Raw genomic sequence first — 22,907 nt, 5'->3', positions numbered from 1 at the left:
ATAAGCAGCATAAATATAATTTAAGTGTTGTTTTTCGCATAAATTCTGAACACTAAAAGCAAGCTTCTTGGGGCGAAAGTGCAAGATTTTGCTTAATGCTGTGTAGTAAATCTTACTTGTTGGGCGCAAGTGAAAGTAATTTGAGGTAAAGTAGGCGCAATCAAATGTTAGGTTATTTTTGGAATTTACATGCTTAGAACAGAATTCGTTCAATATTTGCAGGCACTTTTAAAACCTGAACAAATTAAAGACTTTTGCCCCAATGGATTGCAAGTACAAGGAGCAGAGGAAGTTACCAATATTGTCACAGGGGTAACCGCAACAGAAGCGCTAATTGATGAGGCTATCGCTTTAAAAGCCGATACTATTTTGGTGCATCATGGGTATTTCTGGAAAGGTGAAAACCAAACGATTACAGGTATGAAATATCAGCGTATTAAAAAGTTATTAGATCACAATATTAATTTATTCGCTTACCACTTGCCGTTAGATATTCACCCTGAGCTTGGTAATAATGCGCAGTTGGCTAAATTGTTAGGCATTAAGGTCACTGGGCCATTAGAACTTGGTAATCCTGTAAGCGTGCCAATTCAAGGGGAGTTGCCGTTTGGTATTGATGGTGTCAGCTTTAACGAAATGATCAGTAAAAAGCTCAATCGCCAATGTTTACATATCGCACCACCGTCAAACAAACCAATAAAAACCGTGGCTTGGTGCACTGGCGGTGGGCAAGGTTATATCGAACTGGCAGCAGAGCAGGGGATAGATGCCTTTATTTCAGGTGAAGCTTCAGAGCAGACAACCCATATAGCGCGTGAAATGGATATTCATTTTTTTGCTGCTGGTCATCACGCTACTGAACGTTATGGCGCAAAAGCATTAGGCGAATTTGTTGCTCGTGATTTAGGCCTCAACGTTGATTTTATTGATATTGATAACCCAGTGTAAATACGAATAATTCACTCGATAACAACACAGCCCAAACATTAGAAAGTGTTCGGGCTTTTTTCTTGTTAGGCCTGTTTATGGTCGATCTGATGTTTAGTTGCTCAGTTACTGAATTATGCAATACCTTCAGGCTATGTCTTTAACTAATACCATTAAGCAATACCTTCAAGAAATACCCTCAAGAAGTGCCATCAACTAAAATGATCAACCATTCGGTAAACTCTTGGTAAGTCATTCTATTAATTTCATCGGCGATTAGTGCGTTGTAATCTAAGTTTCTAAAGCCATTGTCTAACTGCCAATTTAGCTGATGTAGCTGCTGCTCGCGGCGATAGAAAGTATTCAATTGTTCAATAACGATTGGCTTAGCTTGCAAAAACTTTTGCTGATTGGTTGTTAAATTATCTTCATTGGTTAGTTTAGAAGCGGTGTCGATAAAAAACACCTTTGTTCGTTTGGCAAGCTCGGTAGCATTTACTTTTGAAGACTCCGCGACAAAACTTAACGCTGGCTTTTGAGTATTAAATAAAAGGCTTCCCGCATGATAAGCAAGTTGCTGCTTTACACGAATCTCATCTCTGTATTCTCGTGTCGTCATCTGCTTAAACATATGAAGTAGCGCATTCGCTTTGACACTATCTTGAATTTGCATAAATGGTAAGTCGGGGTTGAAAACAATGGTAAATGCTAACGCCGCTTGCTTCTCCGATGTGACATTTACAATCTTAAATTGCTTAGCCAGGCTAACCACCTCAGATGCATTTGTGTTTATTACATTAACGTTACTTGTATTTGCGTTGACTGACGAGTTGTTGTGTAGGGTATTTGCTTCAACTGGTTCAGAGTTGACGTGCGTGATAAAGCGAGTTGAAAGCTTGTGGCTATTTGCCATCGAGTCTGTATAAATGGTCAGTGATGGTATCATCTGCGCAACAAACGTTTGGTAGTCTGCGAGAGTTACAGCGTTAATTTGTTCAAGCGTTGCTTTTATACTTGGCAAGCTATTACCTAGGTTGCTGGCGGCTTTAATAACCTGCCTGAACTCATTCTCGTGTAAAACATTCTCGTAATTGCGATAAGCGCTTTTTTTCAGTACATCAAATTCTGCCGCGCTAAGCTTTTGCCAATGAAAAGGTGAAATAAGATCAAATGCATAATCTACTATGTGTGATTGCTTGCCACTGAGCACAAGTCCAAGCGATTGGTTAGTGACTTTTTCATCAAAATGGTAGCCTGCCAACTCAGCATAAATATGATTCTCTCCTAAGTTACGGCTTAGCTGCTCGGCCATCAGCAAGAATAATACATAGCTATTTGGGTAAGCTTTGCTCTCGTTGTTTGTGTCGTTATCAAACTCACTATTGAGTGTTAAGTTGCTTAGCCTTATCAGCAATGTATCTTCAATGGCAAATGCTGGATTTGTTACTATCTGCGCAGCTAATTTATCTTGCGTGGTAATCGATGAGTTTACTTCAGCTGTTTGCGTTTTTCTGGGCTTGAGGTAAGGGTTTTGTTTGGGAAACGAGAAGCTATCGTTTTTAGCGAGCTGCCATTGAGTTAGCAACGTTGGTGAGACACGCTGCTCAGTGTAAGGCTTTAAGTAATGAGGTGTTTGCTGAATCTTGCCTGCTAATGGTTGATTACTGGAAACATAGGCTTGGAAGTTATTCACCGAAAAGTGGCTTAGTAGCTTATCAATTGTGCTTTGAGTCATCGGCCTAGCGTTATACATTGATGTGAATATATCGCTAGAATTTGCCACATGCATTTGATCGGAAAGCTCACTTAACCAATCGCCGGGTTCCATTTCAATAGGGCGCTTGTAATCGCGGGCTTGAACGGCTGCCAATTCTTGTTGTAAATAATCAGGATGAGGGTGAGTTTTGAGATGATTAAAATAAGCAAAGGTGGCTTCAATTACCGTGTTTACCTGGTCATAACCTTCATTCGTTAGGTCAACATATATGTTGATTACAGTGTTAAGGCTGTCGCCATGCAAGGCGGCAAACGCCTGATGAGCTAGCCCTTTCTGATTTAAATAGTGAGCAAGCGAGCCTGAATTATCATAATCAAGCAAATAACGAATATAAGCTATCGCTTTTTTTTCATTTGCAGGTACTTCAAATCGCAAGTCCAATGCTGGATGGTCGGTAGACGACAATACATCGATACGCTTGCCAAGATCATCTTTTTCGTAAAGTCGGCTGTATGGCATACGATGCGTTGAAAACAGTCGATTGTTTAATTGTATGTTTAGGTTTTGGTTTATGGTTTGGTCTAGGTTTTTAGGGCTTTTGAATACTTGTTTTATGATATTTTTAAGTGTGTTTAAATCTTGTTTACTGTAAACTGCCAACGTCATATTTTCGAGCTTATAGTAATTTTGGTGAAACGCTTTTAAGGCGCTCGATACATGTTTAATGTCAGTTGTCGTCCCTTGAAGCGATATTTTATTGCCAACGTCCATATATCGCGCGGAGTTATTTGGAGACATATTTGCTTTAAAAACTGAAACAATGCCCGCAAAGTCGTTTGATTTACGGCTTTGAAATTCCTCGTCTACTTCTTCAATTGCGAGTTTAATGTCACCTTCTCGCATCAATGGATTGATTAACATGTCGTGCAGGCGCGCAAGGCCCTCAATTAAGGCGTCTGCACTTGGGCTGTTGTTTAGCTGGAAATGATAACGCGTGGTCAGAGGGCGAGTGGTGCCGTTACTCCACCCATTATGCTTTTTTACAAACCCATCAAAATCTTTCGTGCCAGCGTAAGATTTGCTTCCCAGAAAAACAGTATGCTCTAGTAAATGAGCTAGCCCCTGAAAAGATTTTGGTGAATGCCGCCCGCCGACATTAATGGTGATAGATGCTGCAGAACTTTTAGCATTTGGATCTGAAAGCAGTAACACTCTTAGCCCATTATCCAGCTCAACATAGTTTGACAAGTTTTTATCAAATGCTTCAGGGCTAGGTAATACATGATTGGCGAAAATGGCGGTTGAAAAAAACGTAGCGAATACACTGATAAATACCAACACACAGGCATTTACGAGCTTTTTTCTAAAGTCAAAGCGACACATTGGGGCGATATTCCTTTATCTAATATTGTTGTTTTTATTTTGTATATATTTAGCAGTTATGCTTAATTAAATCGCTATAACACTTTGATAATAATGTGAAATGCTAAATAAAGTAAACGGACTTTTAGTGGTGTTAAATCAAATGCTAAGTAGAACACAGGATATATCTAGGTACAAAACTGCGATATAACCTGCGTTATTATTGTGGTTGTTTAGCTGAGTTAAAAGAAGGTTAGTGGTTATAGCTTGCTAGTAAGCAAGCCACTGCCAAATACGCCCCATGGTTTCGTACCAAACAATGCTTGAGGTTTGAAGGTTTTTGGCACTAGGCACTAAATGAGGCCAAACAAAGTCCTGATCTGGGTTGATAGCGTAGTAGCCAGCAGGCGCTGGTATTGGCTTAACTCCTTCTAACTCAAAATACTTCATTGCTCTGGGCAAATGGTAAGCGTCGGTAACTAAAACTGTTGTTTTTCCTTTTACTCGTGGGGCAATTAATTGTGCTTCTTCACGAGTATCTTTTGGGTAAGGCTCAACGATAATTTTGGCGTTTGGTACGCCTAACGCGATAGCGGCTTTTTGCACTGTTTCGGCGTTTGTTTGTTCGTCGTAAAGTCCGTAGCCAGAAACAATTAACTTAGCCTCAGGGTGCAGCTTTAATACTCGCATACCTTCGATCAAACGCCTTAAAGAGCAGGCTTTTAGCTGTGACGTCGCAGGCAGTGCATGATTTGTCGCGTGCCCACAACCTAGCACAACAATGTAACTAATTGGCTTAATAGAGCGGCTAAAGCTTTCATACGTTTGCTCAAAAGGCGCTATTGTTTTATCTGCAACAGGGGTAATTGAAGAGATACCAAGAATTAGCGTCCCCAAGATTAAAGAGGTTCGGCTCAGTTTAGGTTTTAGCTTAAAAAACATAGCGGCGATTATCAGTAATAGAAGAGATATATTGAGTGGCATAACAACCGCTGCAATAATTTTTTTAAAGAGAAAAAAGTCCATTGGAAAATTAAGAGGCCATAGCGTATTTTTGAAGGCTAACTATATCAGTAGATGTTTTTGAAGTTAAAAGGAAATTAAAGTACTAAATTGTTATAGGGCGATTGAAAAACAATGTATGCACGAAGTGCTTTTTTAATTAGAGTGACGATATTAGCGGAAACTAATTGGGCATTTTGTGGTGTATAGAAGCGTAGGTGTAATATAGGTTTAGGATTCAAGGAGTTGGTTGCGGGAGCCGGATTTGAACCGACGACCTTCGGGTTATGAGCCCGACGAGCTACCAGGCTGCTCCATCCCGCGTCCGAATGGTTTACTAAGTAAACGAGCCAAGATTGTTTTACTTCTGAATCTATAACGAAGAATTGCTTGCGTGAGCCCTTGATTTTAAAAGAGGGAACCGACGACTTGGTCGTTTCACACAACAATTAGTGTTTATTTTGCTTCTAACATCTAAAGAAATTGGTTGCGGGAGCCGGATTTGAACCGACGACCTTCGGGTTATGAGCCCGACGAGCTACCAGGCTGCTCCATCCCGCGTCCGAATGGTTTACTGAGTAAACGAGCCAAGATTGTTTTACTTCTGAATCTATAACGAAGAATTGCTTGCGTGAGCCCTTGATTTTAAAAGAGGGAACCGGTGACTTGGTCGTTTCACACAATAATTAATGTTTGTTTTGCTTCTAACATCTAAAGAAATTGGTTGCGGGAGCCGGATTTGAACCGACGACCTTCGGGTTATGAGCCCGACGAGCTACCAGGCTGCTCCATCCCGCGCCAAGTATTGTAACAGTTTGAGTCGGTTACCAACGACTTCGCTTTCTAATGAAGTGTTCATTATCAGAGATTTATTGCATCTCTGTGAAAGCGAGGCGTATGTTAAGGATAGTTAATGTGATTTGCAACTGCTTTTTTGAAGGATTTTACTGCTCGCTCTAATAGTGAGCAAAAAGGTGCGTAAATATACGTATTTGTCGTGTTTGCTATCACAACCTGTTCATTTTTCTGGGCAAGTATCGAGGCCATAGCAGCTCACACTATAGTTACTTCCTGCGAATAGTTGCCTTTGGCAGTTACGTTCAACGATTTGCTTAAATGATTTATCTAAGCACATCTTTTAATTCAACCTATCAAAGTATTTTCCTTCTCTCACTTCTCTTTAATGAAATACGAGATAGAAAATCTACAACGCAATTAGCATCAGATATTACAAACAATTGTTTAGACATCTAAATGCCTATTGATCACAACGAATAATTAATGTTTAATGAGGGCGTTATTGAGTTTTTACTTTAAATTTTTACAAGATAAATACTCGCTAACACCAGAAGAGGAGCGATAGCCAGGTAACTAACGTTAGGGTCACTGCCCGTTATGCGTTAATGAGGGGGACTATCGCCGAGGATTTAGTTTGAGTGGCAAACTAAATTCGGTCATTAGGGTTGAATCCCTAAGGCTGTCACCAGTAACGAGGTAATCGTTAAATAGGTGGAGAGCTTCTGGCTGAAAATGTCTTGCTTTTGGGCTTCAGAATATCCTCAGCCATGCTCTTCCTTTGTTGTAAGTAGTTTTTTGCTATATAGGGAGACCCTTTAATGAACATTATCACCAAAATCCACAATCAACTTGCGGCGTGTTTACCAAGCACCCTTGAAAGTACAACTGAATCTAGCGACTGGGCTAGTGATTGGGGGATTTATGTCTAATTTTACGGTTGCAAAATTTGGTGGTACTAGCGTTGCTAACCATCAAGCGATGGAGCGCTGTGCAACGATTATCAAAAATGATCTTGCCAATCGTGTTGTTGTGGTCTCGGCGAGCGCTGGTGTTACCAATCATCTAGTGCGTTTAGGGCAGGAGAATGTACCTGCGACAGAGCGCAATGAGATTATTGCGAGCATACGTGAAATTCAATTCAATATTATTGAAGCCTTTACGGGCGACCATAACCTTGGTGACTTTGTCGATGAAAAGCTTTCGCAGCTTGGTGAAATAGCTGAAATTCAGGCGCAACAGCACAGTGTCAAAAATGCTGATGAGATTTTGTCTTTTGGCGAGCAGCTGAGTTCAGCTTTATTTACCCAAATGCTTAATGAGCTTGGTGTCAACGCCAAATGTTTTGATATTCGCCAAGTCATGAAAACTAACAGTTTGTATGGGCAAGCTGTTGTAGATATTGAAGCGCTTAAAATAAACGCTATTGAACATTTAGCGCCACTTACAAAAAATAGTGTGATTGTTACGCAAGGCTTTATTGGTCAAGATGGGTTAGGTCATACCACGACGCTTGGCCGTGGCGGCTCTGATTACAGTGCAGCATTGATTGCTGAAGCACTTGATGCCACTAACCTCAGTATTTGGACTGACGTGGTCGGGATTTTTACAACGGATCCGCGCATTACTGATCAAGCCCGCGCTATTCCTGAAATCAGTTTTGGCGAAGCGGCTGAAATGGCTACCTTTGGTGCCAAAATTCTGCATCCAGCAACGCTTATTCCTGCCATGCGACAAAATATTCCGGTATTTGTTGGTTCGAGCAAAGAGCCAGAGCAAGGTGGTACTTTTATTCAGCAAAGTGTTTCTTCATCACCTACATATCGCTCTATTGCATTGCGCCGAGAGCAAACCTTAGTGACGGTAAAAAGCCCTGCGATGTTACATGCCAGTGGTTTCTTAGCTAAGGTGTTTGCAATTTTAGCCAAGCATGAGCTCAGTGTTGATTTGATCACAACCAGTGAGATTAGTGTTGCGTTGACATTCGATAACCCAACGGGCAGCACACAATCGCTGATCAACAATTCGGTGTTAGCGGAACTGGAACAACTTTGTGAAGTGTCTGTTGAGCACGGCTTGTCACTTGTTGCGGTAATTGGCAACAACCTTCATGCAACTAAAGGACTGGGTAGCAGTGTGTTTGACAAAATTAACGACTTTAATATTCGTATGATTTGTCACGGTGCAAGTTCAAACAACTTATGCTTTTTAGTGCCAGAGCAAGACGCAAATACGGTTGTTGAACAACTTCACGATACACTTTTTGCTGCTTAGCGTTACTGGCTTAGTTCTACTGGTTTAGCTTTTGATTGTTATTGGCAAATGAAACATACAAAAGTGCGCTAGGTGCTTTACGCATTTATTGCAAGTATTAACCTAGCTGTGCTTTTGTGTTGTTTAACGCCTTGTCGAGCGTTTGTTGTAAATTCACCACTTCTTCTATCGACAAGCCAGTTAGTGAAAACATAGTTTCTGGTATTTGCGCGGCTTGTTGTTTTAGCTGCTTACCCTTTTTGGTGAGGTTAATGTGCACGGAGCGCTCATCTTGTTCACTTCGCGTTCTAACAAGCAGGTTGGCTTGTTCCATTCGCTTTAACAAGGGCGACAAAGTTCCCGTGTCTAGTTCTAGTTGCTGACAAAGCGTTTTAATTGGCACACTTTGCTTGGCTTGCCACATTACCAACATCACTAAATACTGCGGATAGGTAAGCCCCAGTGCTTTTAGCAATGGGCTGTAGAGCTTAGTGATGGTTTTATTCAAGCTGTACAGCCGAAAACAAAGCTGTTTTTCTAGTTTTAAGTTGTCACTCATTACTTTTTTCGTCTGCAGACTAAAGCAGGGCCTTTATCGCTGGCTCTATGGCTTTGGGTTTAGTCATGGTTGAATAACGCTGAATAACTTTGCCATCGCGGCCAACTAAAAATTTCGTGAAATTCCATTTGATACCTTGGCTACCTAAAATACCAGGAGCCTCTTGCTTTAGATGCTTGTAAAGTGGGTGAGCGTTGTCGCCATTGACATCAATTTTGGCAAACAAAGGAAACTGAATATTAAAGTGTAAATCGCAGAATGATTTTATCTCTTCGTTACTGCCTTTTTCTTGCTCTTTAAATTGATTACAAGGGAATGCCAGAATTTCTAAACCCTCATCTTTATATTTTTCGTAAAGATCTTGCAAACCTTCATACTGTGGCGTAAATCCACAAGCACTTGCCGTGTTTACAATCAGTAGAACCTTACCTTCATATGTTTTAAGCGATACGTTTTCACCACGATAGTCTTGGGCGTTGTAGTCATATACAGAAGACGACATATTATTTCCTTTTTAAAAGTAGTAACTTGTTAACATTGTTGTGCATGATTAAGTTGTACGCAATATAAATAATAAAGTTCACTTTGTATGGTTAAAAAAATAAATTTATTTTTGGTGAGTTGTACCCTTTGAGTTCACCCGTATTTATTGAATAGATTGATACTAATACGGCTTAATTTTCAGTAATATACTGGTTGATATAACACTGACATAGCAAACGTAGTTATCGATAATTGATTGTTAGCGTTTGATATTAGTTTGATCATTTTTAATTAGGAGAGAGCATGGCAAATGTAGCATTTATTGGCTTAGGGGTTATGGGGTATCCGATGGCTGGTCACTTAGCAAAAGCAGGCCATCAAGTAAATGTATACAACCGTACTCATTCCAAAGCTGAGCAGTGGGTTAAGGAATTTGGCGGAGCATGCTTTACGACGCCTAAACAAGCAGCAACTGGCTGTGACATTGTTTTAACGTGTGTTGGAAACGATGATGATGTTCGCTCAGTTTGTTTAGGTGATGATGGTGCTTTAGCTGGCATGTCAGCGGGCTCAATTTTAGTTGATCATACAACCGCATCAGCAGAGCTAGCTAGAGAATTAGCGCAGCAAGCGCAAACGCAAGATGTAGGCTTTCTAGATGCACCTGTCTCAGGTGGTCAAGCTGGCGCAGACAATGGTGTGTTGACTGTGATGTTAGGGGGCGATCAGGCAACTTATCAAACAGCGAAGCCTTTTATGGCTACATACTCACGGTTCACGCAATTAATGGGTGAAGTAGGAAGTGGACAGCTAGCGAAAATGGTTAATCAAATTTGTATCGCTGGTGTTGTTCAGGGGCTTGCTGAAGCTTTCACTTTTGCTGAAAATGCTGGCTTAGATCCAGACTTGCTGGTTGAGACTATTTCAAAAGGAGCTGCAGGCTCATGGCAAATGGAAAATCGCTACAAAACGATGTTTGCGGGCGAATACGATTTTGGCTTTGCGGTTGATTGGATGCGTAAAGATTTATCAATCGCTTTTGCTGAAGCAAAGAAAAATGGCACACAATTGCCAATGACCAAAATGGTTGATGGTTTTTATAAAGAAATTCAACGGGTTGGTGGTAATCGTTGGGATACATCGAGTTTGATATCGCGTTATAAAAAATAACGATGCTTTAACGCCATAAGAAGGCATGCTATTGAAAATCTACTCGCTGAAAACGGCAAAATTAAGCAAGTGGAATGATATCGTAAATAGAGGAGAAAATAGCTGAGCGATTACTCATCATACTCAGCTATCACTTTTAATACATATATAGAGGGAATCTAATGAAAATAAGTTAAAACCCGCTATTGTTTACCAAGTTTACTGCTGTAAATATTGATAAAGTGCTTTTAACACTGACATCTTTCCAGCGTTGTCTTCGTGCTCATGCGCTAAGTTTTCTAACCGGATCATAAATTCATCGGCACTGAGTATGCCTTTACCACCAAATTGAATTTTGTCTTGGCAGTATTGCTGCCACTTTTGTTTTTCCGCTGCTGAAAGCGTGTATGGGTAGTTTCTCGCGCGATAGCGAAACAGCATAACGGGCAAACGCTCATCTTGAAATTCAAATTGATGCTGAGCCAGTTGCTCAGGTGTGAGGCCATGTAAAACTGCCATCTGCGCTTTATCGGCTTCAGAGAAAAAAGCACCGCCATATAACGCGTGTTCCGCATCTATTTGTTCACTTTCATCATAGTCGGGCGCAAAAACATCATTAAGCTTATCGATTATCTCGCGGTGTTCTTTTAACTTGCTTAGGTTCGCTAAGCACTGCTCGCGTGGTATGGCTAATCGCGCTGCATTTTCCGGCAAGAGTGTTTTCGCTGGCGCTATCACAGGACATTTGTTGATGTGAATCAGTTTAAGCGGGATCGGCAGTTCGTCTTCAGCTAAATCACTATAGCGTGTATACAGTCTTTCTTTGATCTGCTGAGCACTTAAGTCAAATAGTGGCTGTGGATCACGCGCTAAATCTATTGCAATAATCGCATTTTTATTGGTTGGGTGGTAAGCCAATGGGGCAAACCAGCTAGTACAACCGTGCTGTGATGAAATCTTGCTTGAGGTGTGTACAACTGGGGTCATGTTATACACATCAATCAGCTCGGCCACTTGTTTTTTATTACGCAGACCAAACAAAAAGTGGTATAGCTTAGGCTGTTTTTCTTTAATAAGCTTGGCCATGGCAATTGTGGCGTATACGTCGCTCATTGCGTCATGTGCAGCTTCATGACTGATACCATTAGCGGCGGTTAATAGTTCTAAGCGAAAGCTGACGCGCTCTTCTCCTGTTTCTTCGTCTGTAACTTTGGGCCATTCAATGCCCTCTGGACGCAATGCATAACAAGCGCGAACCATATCAATGATATCCCAGCGACTGTTACCATTTTGCCACTCACGAGCATAAGGGTCGTAAAAATTACGATAGAGCAGATAGCGGGTCATTTCATCGTCGAAGCGAATATTGTTATAGCCAGCTACACAGGTATTTGGTGCTGAGAATAGGGCGTGAATGCGATCAGCGAATTCAGCTTCAGGTAGCCCTTCAGACATCGCTTTTTGAGGCGTAATTCCGGTGACTAATGCAGCTTCGGGGTTCGGTAGGTAATCTGCAGGAGGTTGGCAATAGAACATGATTGGCTCACCGACTATGTTCAAGTCAAAATCGGTGCGGATACCTGCAAATTGGGATAGTTTGTCGTACTTTGGGCTAATGCCCCAACTTTCAAAGTCGTACCATAGAATGGTCGGCTGGTTATTCATATAGTTAATATCGTTTTTGTTTAGTTATTCGCCGTTGTCTTTTGATTTGGCGAAAGAATTCGCGGTTGGGCATCGGCTTTTTAGTTATTGCCGTACTTTAACACAATAGTAGGGTAAGTTCGTTATTTAGCTGAGTACTATAAATCTACCTGGATAACGGGTTGTCAATCTTTAGCGTAAATCAGTGTAATTAAATTTGTAGCCATAACTTTACGTTATGGTTTGGCTAATTTATGTGCATTTTAAATGTTGCAGATTTATTGCATATTACACTTGAACTAAGCGCATACGGCAGGAAATATCATGGCTCAACAACAACCGTCAACCAACAACACTGGTGTAGAAACTATTGTTAATCAAATTAATGAAACTTTACAGCAACTACCTAAGGTAGTATCTGCTAAGTCTAAAGTCGTTAAACAAGATTTAACACGCAAGTATCAGGTACAGTTTCTTGGCGGGCAAGCACAGGAATATGTGTTGGGCTATAACTAGTCGCTAGAATTTTAAGCTATTTAAAGTAATGCTCGCTGAATAAGACATTTACTGGCTACGTGAATTTATAATTAGACTCCCAATAAAAAGGCAGGTTATCAATATGATAGCCTGCCTTTTTTTATTTCGTTCACTAAGTCTTGCTAATGCGTCAGCCTAAAGCCCAATAATGCATAACAACACGTATATCAATTTGCCGATTTTCTAACGTATTGACCTGCTAGTTTTTGGTTGTACTCACCATTTTCCACGACAACTTGCCCATTGACTAATACCGTATCAACGCCAGAGGCTAAAACATTCCATTTTTGGAAGGTTGCATTGCTTTTGAACGTATTCGCGTCCCAGACAATAATATCTGCCGCTAAGCCTTTTTCTAACTTACCGCGATCTTTTAGTCCTAAAATGTCTGCGGTTTGGCTTGCACTTTTGATGATAAAGTCTTCAATTGATAAGAGTTTTTTATCAATCACCATATCTTGATACTTTTTAGGAAAGCTACCATATTTTCTTGGGTGACCATTGGTGCCATCAGAAGAGGTAACAACCCATGGTTGAACAACAAATTTATTCAAATCGTTTGGCGACATATTAAAAGAAGCTACTCGAATGCGGCCAAGTTGTACCAAATCAATGGCGGTATCAACAGGTGTTTTACCTTTTTCGCTGGCAATTTCTTCGAGTGTTTTACCTACTAAATTAGGTCTACTGTGAAACTCTGTGATAAGTAGGGCATTGGCACCACCACGACGGCGAATATTTTCGGCAATTTCTGTGCGAATACGCGGTAATAAATCTTTATCTTTTAGGCGATGAAAGAAGGCGATTTGATTACCAGCCAATGCCCACTTAGGCATAATAGCACTGCGAATATTCGTGCCTGACGCTAGCCAAGGGTATTGGTCTGCACTAATACTGACACCTTGCTGCTGAGCTTGTTCAATTTGCTTGATAACGGGGGTGCTTTCACCCCAAACATCCACTCCCAAGGCTTTGATATGGGCAATGTGCAAATGAATATCAGCATCTTTGGCAATGTTAATCGCTTCATCAACTGCATTTGCAAAGCCAATGTTAAAGGTGCTTTCATCTCTTAAATGCGTGTCATAAATGCCACCATAGGCCGAGGCCGCTTTAGCCAAAGCAATCACTTCTTCTGTTTTTGCATAGCTGCCAGGTACGTAATATAAGCCTGACGACAAGCCAAGCGCACCGTCTTGCATTGCTTTGTCGACAATGCCGACCATTTGCGCAATTTCTTGGTCTGAAGAATAACGGTTTTCGCGACCCATAACGGCGGTACGAACGCTATTGTGGCCTATGAAAAAAGCGACATTTGTGCCGATACCGTTTGTCTCTAATGTTTTTGCAGTTTTAGCAATATCAATTGGGCTGCCACCATCATTGCCATTAATGACAGTTGTCACCCCTTGCATTAGGTAATTAACATTGGCGTTTTTGTCTTGGCTTTCAAGCTCGGCGAGCGTATGTGTATGAGGGTCAATAAAACCAGGGCTAACAACATGACCACTCGCATCAATTATGCGCGTTGCCTGATATTGCTGACTACCACTAGGCGATATAGCACAGATAACTTGCTGACAGATACCAATATCGAGTGATTGCGCGCCGCTGCCATCACCTAAATAAACGTCGCCATTAATGATTAGGGTATCAACTTGCGGTGATACTTGGTTCGAACAGCCTGATGTGATTGCCGCAAGTGCTAATGCCATAGCACTGGTTAGCTTTTTGAAGTTATGTTTTGCCATTTTTTGTAGCTTATCGTTGTAGTTTATCGTTTTCGCTGATGTTTGATTCGTAGGTGCTGTGCGGCATCAAACGAGATTTTTTCATCTGACGCCGCTGAGATAAGTTAATTGTGCTACAGCTTTAATAATTACCATTGCAGTAGTCACTAAAGATTCATTTCATTCAGCATCAATTAACGTAGCTGGTCGTTATCCTTAAGCATCGTTTGCATTAAGGTATTTGCTGCATCTTTGGCCAGTTTGTGAATGAATTTGCGGTCAGTGTTATCGCCCATCTCGTACGTGATAGCGTGAACGTCGAACTTGTCAGCAACATACTGTTTGAATACACCCATTTGCGGGTTGTTACCTGGTTTTTGGATAACGTTAAACTCTGGATACTGTTTATCAAGTTTGTTCAACCAGTTATTAACCAAATAGCGTTGTTGTACGCCATAGTCGTTAGGCATGGTGTAAAAAATGTCTTTGTGGGTAGAGTGGAAATCAACCGCCATTGAAATTTTATGACCTTTCGCTACTAAGTCGGTTAGCAACTTATCAACCGCAATAACTTCTGGTTGCTTGAATTTGTTCCAGTCACGGTTTAAATCAACACCGTTAGCGTTATGACGCCAGTAACCGAGTTCTACACCATCTGGGTTCATGTTTGGCACAACAACGATATTGTAGTTTTGGCGAAAATAGCGTGCTAATTCGCTATTACCTAATAGTGTGTCGACAAACGGGAATAGTGCAATGGCACCAGTTACTTCAGGTGGGTGTTGGCGACCAAGCACAACCAACCACTGTTTTACGCTCGGTTGATTGGTGATGACTTGGTAAATTGGTTTACCGTTTACTGAGCGACCAATCACATTGTGATCAATAAATTCAAACTCGCTTAGCTTCTTACCCCAATCAATGTAGTCTTTATTGGTGATCAGCTCTTGTCCGGCGATCCACGTAGTTTTTGTATCAATGGCTAGCTCAACGTGCATTTTGTCTTCAACAATTTTGTAGTCGACTTGCTGCCAGTTTTTACCATCTCTACTGACTTTCGGTAGGTAACGATGATCACCATCGTTAACGGTTAAGGTCAGAGTTACTGTTCTTGGCTCTTTGCTAACAAGTTGAAAAGCGTACCAAGGGCTATTATTAATCGGTTTGTTTTCAGGCAGTAGTTTGACGTTAATTTGGTTGTTGCTTTCGTCGATTTCACAATTCTGCATTAATGATGCAGACGTTGCATTTGAAAAGTTGTTAAGCAACTGAATGTTGTCAGATTGGCAAGCGAAACTGCTTGCTGCGAATAATGATAGTACTGTTGAAGTCACAAATTTGTACATGGCAATTGGCTTCTTTATTAATTGATTTGTTTAATATTTCGTTAGCCGTCATAAGATTATCGGCTAACGAATATGAATTTTTAGCATAGCAAACCTGATAATTAATCATGATTGCTAGCTAAGGTTGTAACGAATTCTTGCTAATAACTAATGTTACTGTTTCGGTTGCTAACGCTTTTTGGATAAAGCTCTTTTGCTGCGGCTCTTTACAACTGAAGCAGGCAAGCACATTAGCTAACTGCACTTAACTCTAACCTTGGTCAAAATTAGCTGAATTAACAATTGACTGTTGAACATTAACCTATAACCTAAAGTTATAGGTTGGCTTTGTTTCGCTACATCACGTCAGGGAAAATAATTGCTACCGTTAAAATAACATCTAAAACGCAGGTGCATTGCAGATGCATCATTGCGGCTAAAATCAGCGAGAATGCATGTGAAAAATTATAACAAATTAGCGCTATTGGTGGTTATATTTGGTTTATTTTCTGCGGTTTATGTCAGCCAGTATGTTCCTAAAACTTGGCTCGAACAGTCGCTCGTATATGAAGTTTACCAAACCAATGATGGTGATAATGCCTATATCTATCGCGGTAAAGAGGTCATTATTGAAGATGTTGTTCCCTATCAAGAGTCAGCGCTTAATCAGGCAACACTCAACAATGTTGACGAGCCGGCATTAAGTCAGCAATGGGTGATTGATGAACAAGGGACGATTAAACAGCTGAAGCCAGCATTTCATTTTGGCGTTTGGTCGTTGTTGCCGGCGCTGATCACTGTTTCACTTTGTTTAATTACGAAAGAGCCGTTAAGTGCGTTGTTTACTGGTATCGTTACTGGCGCGCTAATGCTTGGTGAATACGATATAACTGACAGCGTGATAATTCCGCAACTTGCTAAAGAAGGCAGTGCAGCGCTATTACTGCTGTATTTGTGGTTACTGGGCGGTTTACTTGGTGTATGGGCGAAAACTGGTGCAGCCCAAGCTTTTGCCGATATGATGACACGCAGGTTCGTGCGCGGGCAACGATCGGCTAAATTAGTTTCTTGGTGTTTAGGTGTCTTGTTTTTCCAAGGGGGCACCATGAGCACTGTGTTAGTGGGGACAACAGTCAGGCCGCTAGCGGATAGAGCAAAAGTCAGCCATGAGGAAATGAGTTATATCGTTGACTCAACGGCTTCACCTATTGCTGCTGTGTTAGCATTCAATGCGTGGCCAGCTTATGTACAGGCGCTTATTTTTGTACCTGGGGTTGCGTTTTTAGCAACAGAAGCTGATCGTCTCGATTTCTTTTTCAGCAGTATTCCATTTAGTTTCTATGGCATTTTAGCCGTCGTCGGTACCTTGTTATTAAGCTTAAACATCACGACTTTTTCAGGTCGAAGAATACGCGAAGCGCACCACAGAGCGAACACCACAGGGCAATTAGATGCGCCCAATGCTCAGCCGCTAAGTGCGAAGGAATTGCAAAGCAGGGTAGTGCCGGAAGGTTATCACTCTCACCATTTTGAATTTATTTTCCCGCTGGTCGCATTAATCGGTATTGCGGTTTTCACCTTCATTTTGCTGGGCTCACCAAAAGTGAATTGGGCATTTGGCGCGGCATTAATGTTAGCGATAGGTATTGCCCTTGCAAAAGGTATGAGTCTTAAAAACGTGATGGACGGGCTAAATCTGGGCTTAAAAAGTGTCGTCTTTGCCTCTGTTATTTTAATGATGGCGGTGATCATTGGCTTTATCAGCAAAGAGATTGGTGGCGGTTTATATCTTGTTTCATTGTTAGGTGAACAACTACCGTATTGGGCATTGCCTATTACCTTGCAATTAATGACCATGGTGATCGCGTTTTCTACGGGCACAAGCTGGGGAACCTATGCCATCGCGTTTCCACTGGCGATGCCGCTGGCGTGGGCTATTGGCGAGCACCAAATGCTGGCAAATCCAGAAATTTATTTGATGATTTGTTTCGCCACCGTGCTAAACGGTAGTATTTATGGTGACCAATGTTCGCCAATTTCAGATACCACCATATTAAGCGCGATGACCACGGGCTGTGACTTAATGGACCATGTAAAATCGCAAATTGTACCGGCTAGTTTTGCTGCAGCTACGGCAGCACTGCTTTGGACCTTATGTGTTATTGGATTTGCAGCCTAGTATGTGAACTATGGTCATTCAGGCAAAGTCACCCAAAAATACAGAGTAAAAGACAACAAGAAAACAAGAATAACTTAGATGAAAAACATAAATCGTGGAGGAGAATAAATGAGACTTAGACATATTGAGGTGTTTCATGCCATTTATTCAACTGGCTCTATCACAAATGCAGCGAAAATATTGCACGTTTCCCAGCCTTCGGTGAGTAAGGTGCTAGCGCACGCTGAAATGCAACTTGGCTTCCAATTGTTTGAACGTGTTAAAGGCCGACTCATTCCAACCAATGAAGCGGAAATGTTGTTTGATGAAGCAGATAAAATTTATCAGCAGATGCGTTCAATCAACAATACCGCTGAAAATATTAAAAAGTCTGAATATGGCAATATTAGTATCGCAGTAACGCCAGCCTTAGGGTTTGACGTGTTGCCAGTCGCTATTGCTAATTTTCAGCAAGCACACCCAAAAGTAAATTTTCAGGTGCAGACAGTGCACAACGATGAAGTGATGCAGTCACTTTACGAGCACAAGTGTGATATTGCCGTGGTATTCTCGCCAACGGCGATGGCGGGTGTGGTTGAAACGGTATGCGATCAATCTGAGCTCGTTGTTATGTATCCCAAATCACTGTTTCCGTCAGAGCCAACATCGCTAAACTTAACTGATTTAAAAGACTTACCATTTATTGATATTAGCGACAGTGGTCCGCTGGGTGATCAGCTCTGGACGCGAATGATGAAAGAAAACATCAAGCTACAATCCACCATCAAAGTACAAACATACTTTATTGCTGCGCGCATGGTTGCCAATGGTGCTGGCGTGTGTGTTGTAGATAAATACACAGCCTACGGCAATGCCATGGATGATGTGGCTTATGCACCTTTTGAGCCGCGTTTGTCGTTCAATGTCAGTATGTTGCATTTAGAAAACAGGCGACTATCCGTTGCGGCGGATGACTTTATGGAGTTTTTAAATAAACAGATCCAAAGTATTTAGACTGCTGCTTTTACCTCATATCGGCAACAAGGCGTTTGTACCGTCAATTTACCTTGTTGCTTTACCTCTTTTTTCCACAGTTTCATTCATAGTTTCAGCCATACTTTCATTCATCGAAAATTCCATCAATTGCTGTTTAATATAAGTGTTGCCACTAGCTAGCATGCTAGGTTTATTTGCCTTGGTAACAATGAGTTAAGCTTATTGTTGGTGCGTTTTCTTCGTATTTTTAAGACCTTATAAATTGTTCAGAAAATAATTCACAGGGAGAAGTTTTCGCGTATAGCCTCAAGTTATGGACATGACAACACACGCTATTTTTCAAACTTGAAGTCACCCTCTAAGCTGAATCTAAGTCTTTGAAAATTTAATACTCAGCTAAAGGATGTGTTATGCAAATTGTCGGCCCTTACTTACTTTTTATTGGCGATGCGACCGATGCCTTATCAATTAAAATGGCACGTGGTGTAGCCGACTTTCGCCCTGAGCTTTGTATTGGCGAAATGCAAGTTGAAGGTTGTACCGTGACTACAGGCTTGCCGCAACTTACTATCGCTGAAGGCGTTGCCAAAGGTGCTAAAACATTCGTGTTAGGTTTTGCCAACAGTGGTGGCGTGTTAGATCCTAAATGGCACCCATACATTCTAGAAGCGCTTGCTGCTGGTATGGATGTCGTTAGTGGTTTACATGAAAAAATGAGCGACGTACCAGAACTAGCAAAGGCTGCGGCGGCAAACAAAGTTAAGCTTCTCGATATTCGCCATCCAGATGGTGAGTTTAAAACGGGCACAGCAGTTCCGCGTAAAGGCAAGCGTTTGTTAACCGTGGGTACTGATTGCTCAGTAGGTAAAATGTACACCTCGCTTAGCCTTGAAAAAGCCATGAAAGATCAAAACATGGACGTTGACTTCCGCGCAACAGGGCAGTGCGGCATTCTTATCGCAGGTCAAGGTGTGGCAATTGATTGCGTAATTTCTGATTTCATCTCTGGTGCCACAGAGTCGTTGTCACCAGACAATAACGAACAACACTGGGACATCATTGAAGGCCAAGGGTCACTTTCACATCCAGCGTTTGCTGGCGTGAGCATGGGGTTATTACATGGCTCTCAACCTGACGCCTTGGTGATTTGTCATGCGTTAAATCGCCATCATATGCGCGGTTTACCGCATACTGCATTCCCAAGTTTACAAGAAACCATTGCGCTTAATTTACAAGCTGCAAAGTTAACTAATCCGAACGTTAAAGTTGCTGGTATTGCCGTTAACACGTCGAGTGTCAGTGTCGAAGAAGGGCAAGCTATTTGTCAGCAAATCAGTGATGAGCTTTCATTACCGTGTGTTGACCCTGTTCGCGATGGTTGTGATGCAATTGTTGAGCGCTTAACGCAGGAATTTTAAAGATGACTGCTGCAATATCACTTGAATATCGACAAACTGATTTTCCGCTAGCACAAGTATTTCGCATTGCTAGAGGTGCTAAAACCGAAGCGAAAGTTGTTGAAGTTAGCTTAATCCAAGATGGCAAAGTAGGGCGCGCAGAGTCTGTGCCTTATAACCGCTACCAAGAAACGATCGAGAGTGTCGCGAATCAACTCGATTATGTGCAAAATCGTCTGGCAAGCGGTGTCGATATTGACTTGATTTTAGCTGCTATGTCGCCTGGCTCGGCAAAAAATGCCATTGATTGTGCATTCTGGGACTTAAAAGCCAAGCTTGCTGGTAAATCGGTTGCGCAACTCTTGGCGTTAACCGAACCTGCTTCATGCATTACAGCGCAAACTTTAAGTATTGATACTCCCGAGGCAATGGCAAAAGCTGCCGCAGCACTTGAACATCCTCCGCTGATAAAAGTGAAGTTGGATAACCAAGATATTGCTGAGAAAATGCAGGCAATATACAAAGCGTCGCCAAACAGCCAGTTTATTGTTGACGCGAATGAGGGTTGGAGCATGTCTCAGCTCGTTGATAACGCTCAAGTGCTCGCTGATTGCAATGTAGTACTTATTGAGCAGCCATTGCCAACAGGTGAAGATGTTGAACTTATCAACGTTAAACTACCAGTTGCGTTATGTGCTGATGAGTCCTGCCATACGCGTAAAGACCTCGATTATTTAGCTGCTCGTTATCAGGCGGTCAATATCAAACTAGATAAAACAGGTGGCTTAACCGAAGCTGTCGCATTAGCGCAAGAAGCACAAGCACTTGGTTTAGATATTATGGTTGGTTGTATGGTGGGCAGTTCGCTCGCTATGGCTCCGGCGTATTTATTGGCCTCAAAAGCAAAATATGTAGATTTAGACGGCCCCGTATTAGTCGCTAAAGATCGCGAATATGGCTTTAACATTGATCGCGGTTTGATGTCGGCACTTGATCATCGCTTATGGGGCGGCGCAAGCGCTAATTACTAATCGAGTAAGCAGCATTTTGGGGTTATATACTTTTGGTGAGTGACCTTAAATAGACTTTAGATTTATTCTAATGTTCTCCTGTTATAGCCCCGTATAGGGGCTTTTTTTATCGATAAGTTAATGTAATGCACTGAATTGATGGTTTTAATTAGAGGCCGCGATATTAAGCAAGGCTTAAAAACAAGACTCGTGCCATAGCCACTTATCTTGTTCAGCTTTGAACTCTTCTAATATTTTCATTGCAGCAGTTGGCCTAGTAACCCATTTATCGTTTTCCATGACTTGAAACGTTTCATTCAACCCACCGTGAGCATCAAAGTACTCGATGACCTCAAGATAAAAGCTTTCAATTAACTCAAGTTCTCTTTTACTCGTCGGGGGTAAACGCACAGAGTCAACAATTAACACTTTAGTTGATACTTGGCTCCGCAAGAAATTTTTCGCTTTTTCAATTTCATCATCCTCTAAATGTTTCAATGCCCAAAGCATGAAGCGTCCATTATCAATATGCTCTTTTGTATAGGTGCTTCCTAGAGATGCGTAATTTAAATAAAACGCCGAAATAAAGCCGCCAGTGAATACTAGTAAGGTGAATATTCCGCCAACAATCCATGTGAAAACGCTAGACTTCATCGATATGCTCACTTTAACAAGTTTGTTATGTGGTCTTTATTTCTCTTGTTAGCATTTGATAAATACTGACTAAATATACAAAAACGACCGCACAAGATATTGCCAGCAGGCCGTGGTTAGGAAAAATATACCAAACTAAAAGGATAAGAATCGTTCGTAGCACCGCATGAAGAACACCAACAGAGTGCTGAACTATCCACGAATAGACAACCCAATGAAGGCCCAACCCAATACCTAAGGTCATAGGTACAAACTCGGGGGCATTGAGTAATAATGGAATATGCACAGCCCATAGCAGGTTGACCATAAGCACACAAAGCCCCATAAGTTTAGCTAACGGGTTTGTTGATGAAACTAAGTTTTCGTTTCTTAGTTTCGAAATCATTAACGCTAAAGGGAAAATGCCACCTGTTGCAAATAATAGAATGTAGACTGCTATCGCTTGGTCAAACTGAGTGCTCAATAGCGCAATAACGCCCCAGATTATGGTGCCAGCAATGGGCATTGAAACAGACCTATTTGAAGATTGCTCAAATTCGCTTCTGTAATCATCTAATGTCAAAATATTCCTCTCCCTGAACATAAATACCGCCAATATTTAAGCACATATGCTTAGATAAACGGCTAAAGTTAATTGTTAACGCGTCACTCTATTTTTATTTAACTACTGAATTAATTTAGTCTTTTAACTCTTGAATATCTTTCGGATGAATATTCGTGATAGATGTCGTCTAAATATTTTTCCAGCTCACTTTCGTTTAGGTCAGAAGGAATTACCACGTCATAGACCCGCGTGTGGATGCCTGTCTCGGAGTCATTAAACAACTGCCATTCCAGTTCTTTTTTCATCACGGACATTTTTTTACCAAACACATCAAACTTAATTAACACTCTAAACCTCCTAAGCAAATAAGAATATGTAAATCACGCTCTGTTTTGTCTCTGTTATTACTGAGAATGAGTTATGAGCCTTTCGCAAAAAAACGAGGCTAACGCTACGTGCCCTAATGAGCTCTTTGTTAGATAAAATATTTAACCCAATCTATTTTCGAGACTTTATAAATGCAATGTTCACGCAAATGTTCTGTACTTGGGAGTTCAGGGTGCAAAAAAATTTCCCTATAATGAACCATATTCGCTCTTTCCATAACGGAGCGTTAAGGGTAAATGTCTGCAAGAGCGAAGAAAAAAATTTTGAAATTTAGCTCG

18 protein-coding genes, 3 tRNA genes and 1 riboswitch are annotated in these 22,907 nt (G+C 41.3%); of the genes, 8 read left to right on the top strand and 13 right to left on the bottom strand.

Annotated features, from left to right (window positions below):
- The first annotated feature begins 189 nt into the window (after positions 1-189).
- Positions 190-948: a Nif3-like dinuclear metal center hexameric protein gene (locus DXX92_RS10460; protein ID WP_116000394.1), complete on the top strand. Its 759-nt coding sequence runs from the start codon at positions 190-192 to the stop codon at positions 946-948.
- A 178-nt stretch (positions 949-1,126) separates the two neighbouring features.
- Here the strand turns inward: DXX92_RS10460 and DXX92_RS10455 are convergent, their stop codons facing one another.
- The 5 genes from DXX92_RS10455 to DXX92_RS10435 all read right to left on the bottom strand — a co-directional run bounded on the left by DXX92_RS10455 (position 1,127) and on the right by DXX92_RS10435 (position 5,806).
- On the bottom strand, positions 1,127-4,027 hold the full coding sequence (locus tag DXX92_RS10455) for an insulinase family protein (protein WP_116000393.1): 2,901 nt from the start codon (positions 4,025-4,027) through the stop codon (positions 1,127-1,129).
- Positions 4,028-4,276: 249 nt separating this feature from the next.
- The gene (locus DXX92_RS10450; protein WP_245961460.1) at positions 4,277-4,990 is read right to left on the bottom strand and encodes an ElyC/SanA/YdcF family protein; all 714 of its coding nucleotides are present in this window, start codon (positions 4,988-4,990) and stop codon (positions 4,277-4,279) included.
- A gap of 265 nt (positions 4,991-5,255) precedes the next feature.
- Positions 5,256-5,332, bottom strand: a tRNA-Met gene (locus DXX92_RS10445).
- A gap of 160 nt (positions 5,333-5,492) precedes the next feature.
- Positions 5,493-5,569: transfer RNA gene (locus DXX92_RS10440), tRNA-Met, on the bottom strand.
- A 160-nt stretch (positions 5,570-5,729) separates the two neighbouring features.
- A tRNA-Met gene (locus DXX92_RS10435) sits at positions 5,730-5,806 on the bottom strand.
- A gap of 543 nt (positions 5,807-6,349) precedes the next feature.
- Positions 6,350-6,536: riboswitch (Lysine riboswitch) on the top strand.
- Positions 6,537-6,727: 191 nt separating this feature from the next.
- Here DXX92_RS10435 and lysC point away from each other — a divergent pair.
- Positions 6,728-8,077: a lysine-sensitive aspartokinase 3 gene (gene lysC, locus DXX92_RS10430; RefSeq protein WP_116000391.1), complete on the top strand. Its 1,350-nt coding sequence runs from the start codon at positions 6,728-6,730 to the stop codon at positions 8,075-8,077.
- A 97-nt stretch (positions 8,078-8,174) separates the two neighbouring features.
- On the opposite strand, the gene DXX92_RS10425 is transcribed toward lysC, so the two are convergent.
- Both DXX92_RS10425 and DXX92_RS10420 read right to left on the bottom strand, forming a co-directional pair.
- A complete protein-coding gene (locus DXX92_RS10425) occupies positions 8,175-8,615 on the bottom strand; it encodes a MarR family winged helix-turn-helix transcriptional regulator (RefSeq protein ID WP_116000390.1) in 441 nt (146 codons plus the stop codon).
- 19 nt (positions 8,616-8,634) lie between these two features.
- On the bottom strand, positions 8,635-9,117 hold the full coding sequence (locus DXX92_RS10420) for a glutathione peroxidase (protein WP_116000389.1): 483 nt from the start codon (positions 9,115-9,117) through the stop codon (positions 8,635-8,637).
- 284 nt (positions 9,118-9,401) lie between these two features.
- Between DXX92_RS10420 and DXX92_RS10415 the strand changes: the two genes are divergently transcribed.
- Entirely contained in the window at positions 9,402-10,268 is an 867-nt protein-coding gene (locus DXX92_RS10415) for an NAD(P)-dependent oxidoreductase (RefSeq protein ID WP_116000388.1), read from the top strand.
- A 198-nt stretch (positions 10,269-10,466) separates the two neighbouring features.
- Here the strand turns inward: DXX92_RS10415 and sbcB are convergent, their stop codons facing one another.
- Positions 10,467-11,912 carry an exodeoxyribonuclease I gene (gene sbcB, locus DXX92_RS10410; protein WP_116000387.1) on the bottom strand — a complete coding sequence of 482 codons (1,446 nt, stop codon included), beginning with the start codon at positions 11,910-11,912 and terminating at the stop codon, positions 10,467-10,469.
- 303 nt (positions 11,913-12,215) lie between these two features.
- Here sbcB and DXX92_RS10405 point away from each other — a divergent pair, with 303 nt between their 5' ends.
- A complete protein-coding gene (locus DXX92_RS10405; RefSeq protein WP_116000386.1) occupies positions 12,216-12,407 on the top strand; it encodes a hypothetical protein in 192 nt (63 codons plus the stop codon).
- Positions 12,408-12,595: 188 nt separating this feature from the next.
- On the opposite strand, the gene DXX92_RS10400 is transcribed toward DXX92_RS10405, so the two are convergent.
- Entirely contained in the window at positions 12,596-14,179 is a 1,584-nt protein-coding gene (locus DXX92_RS10400) for an N-acyl-D-amino-acid deacylase family protein (RefSeq protein WP_116000385.1), read from the bottom strand.
- 173 nt (positions 14,180-14,352) lie between these two features.
- A complete protein-coding gene (locus DXX92_RS10395; RefSeq protein ID WP_116000384.1) occupies positions 14,353-15,504 on the bottom strand; it encodes a M14 family metallopeptidase in 1,152 nt (383 codons plus the stop codon).
- A 436-nt stretch (positions 15,505-15,940) separates the two neighbouring features.
- On the opposite strand from DXX92_RS10395, the gene DXX92_RS10390 reads away from it, so the two are divergent.
- From DXX92_RS10390 to dgcA, 4 genes are all read left to right on the top strand, one after another.
- Positions 15,941-17,662, top strand: coding sequence for a Na+/H+ antiporter NhaC family protein (locus DXX92_RS10390; RefSeq protein WP_245961459.1), 1,722 nt, complete (start codon positions 15,941-15,943; stop codon positions 17,660-17,662).
- A 108-nt stretch (positions 17,663-17,770) separates the two neighbouring features.
- On the top strand, positions 17,771-18,655 hold the full coding sequence (locus DXX92_RS10385; RefSeq protein WP_116000382.1) for a LysR family transcriptional regulator: 885 nt from the start codon (positions 17,771-17,773) through the stop codon (positions 18,653-18,655).
- Positions 18,656-19,047: 392 nt separating this feature from the next.
- Entirely contained in the window at positions 19,048-20,055 is a 1,008-nt protein-coding gene (dgcN, locus tag DXX92_RS10380; RefSeq protein ID WP_116000381.1) for an N-acetyltransferase DgcN, read from the top strand.
- A gap of 2 nt (positions 20,056-20,057) precedes the next feature.
- Complete coding sequence (gene dgcA, locus DXX92_RS10375; RefSeq protein ID WP_116000380.1) at positions 20,058-21,065, top strand: N-acetyl-D-Glu racemase DgcA; 1,008 nt, start codon at positions 20,058-20,060, stop codon at positions 21,063-21,065.
- Positions 21,066-21,239: 174 nt separating this feature from the next.
- On the opposite strand, the gene DXX92_RS10370 is transcribed toward dgcA, so the two are convergent.
- The 3 genes from DXX92_RS10370 to DXX92_RS19410 all read right to left on the bottom strand — a co-directional run bounded on the left by DXX92_RS10370 (position 21,240) and on the right by DXX92_RS19410 (position 22,571).
- Positions 21,240-21,698 carry a hypothetical protein gene (locus tag DXX92_RS10370; protein ID WP_116000379.1) on the bottom strand — a complete coding sequence of 153 codons (459 nt, stop codon included), beginning with the start codon at positions 21,696-21,698 and terminating at the stop codon, positions 21,240-21,242.
- Between the two features lie 25 nt (positions 21,699-21,723).
- Positions 21,724-22,260, bottom strand: a complete 537-nt coding sequence (locus DXX92_RS10365; protein WP_116000378.1) for a DUF7010 family protein — start codon at positions 22,258-22,260, stop codon at positions 21,724-21,726.
- A gap of 110 nt (positions 22,261-22,370) precedes the next feature.
- On the bottom strand, positions 22,371-22,571 hold the full coding sequence (locus tag DXX92_RS19410) for a DUF7661 family protein (protein WP_428977363.1): 201 nt from the start codon (positions 22,569-22,571) through the stop codon (positions 22,371-22,373).
- Positions 22,572-22,907: the final 336 nt, after the last annotated feature.

It is taken from the genome of Thalassotalea euphylliae, assembly GCF_003390395.1.
In the GTDB taxonomy this organism is placed as follows: domain Bacteria; phylum Pseudomonadota; class Gammaproteobacteria; order Enterobacterales; family Alteromonadaceae; genus Thalassotalea_F; species Thalassotalea_F euphylliae_C.
The sequence above is the reverse complement of the archived record's forward strand: the minus strand, read 5'-3'. Positions and strand labels throughout refer to the sequence as shown.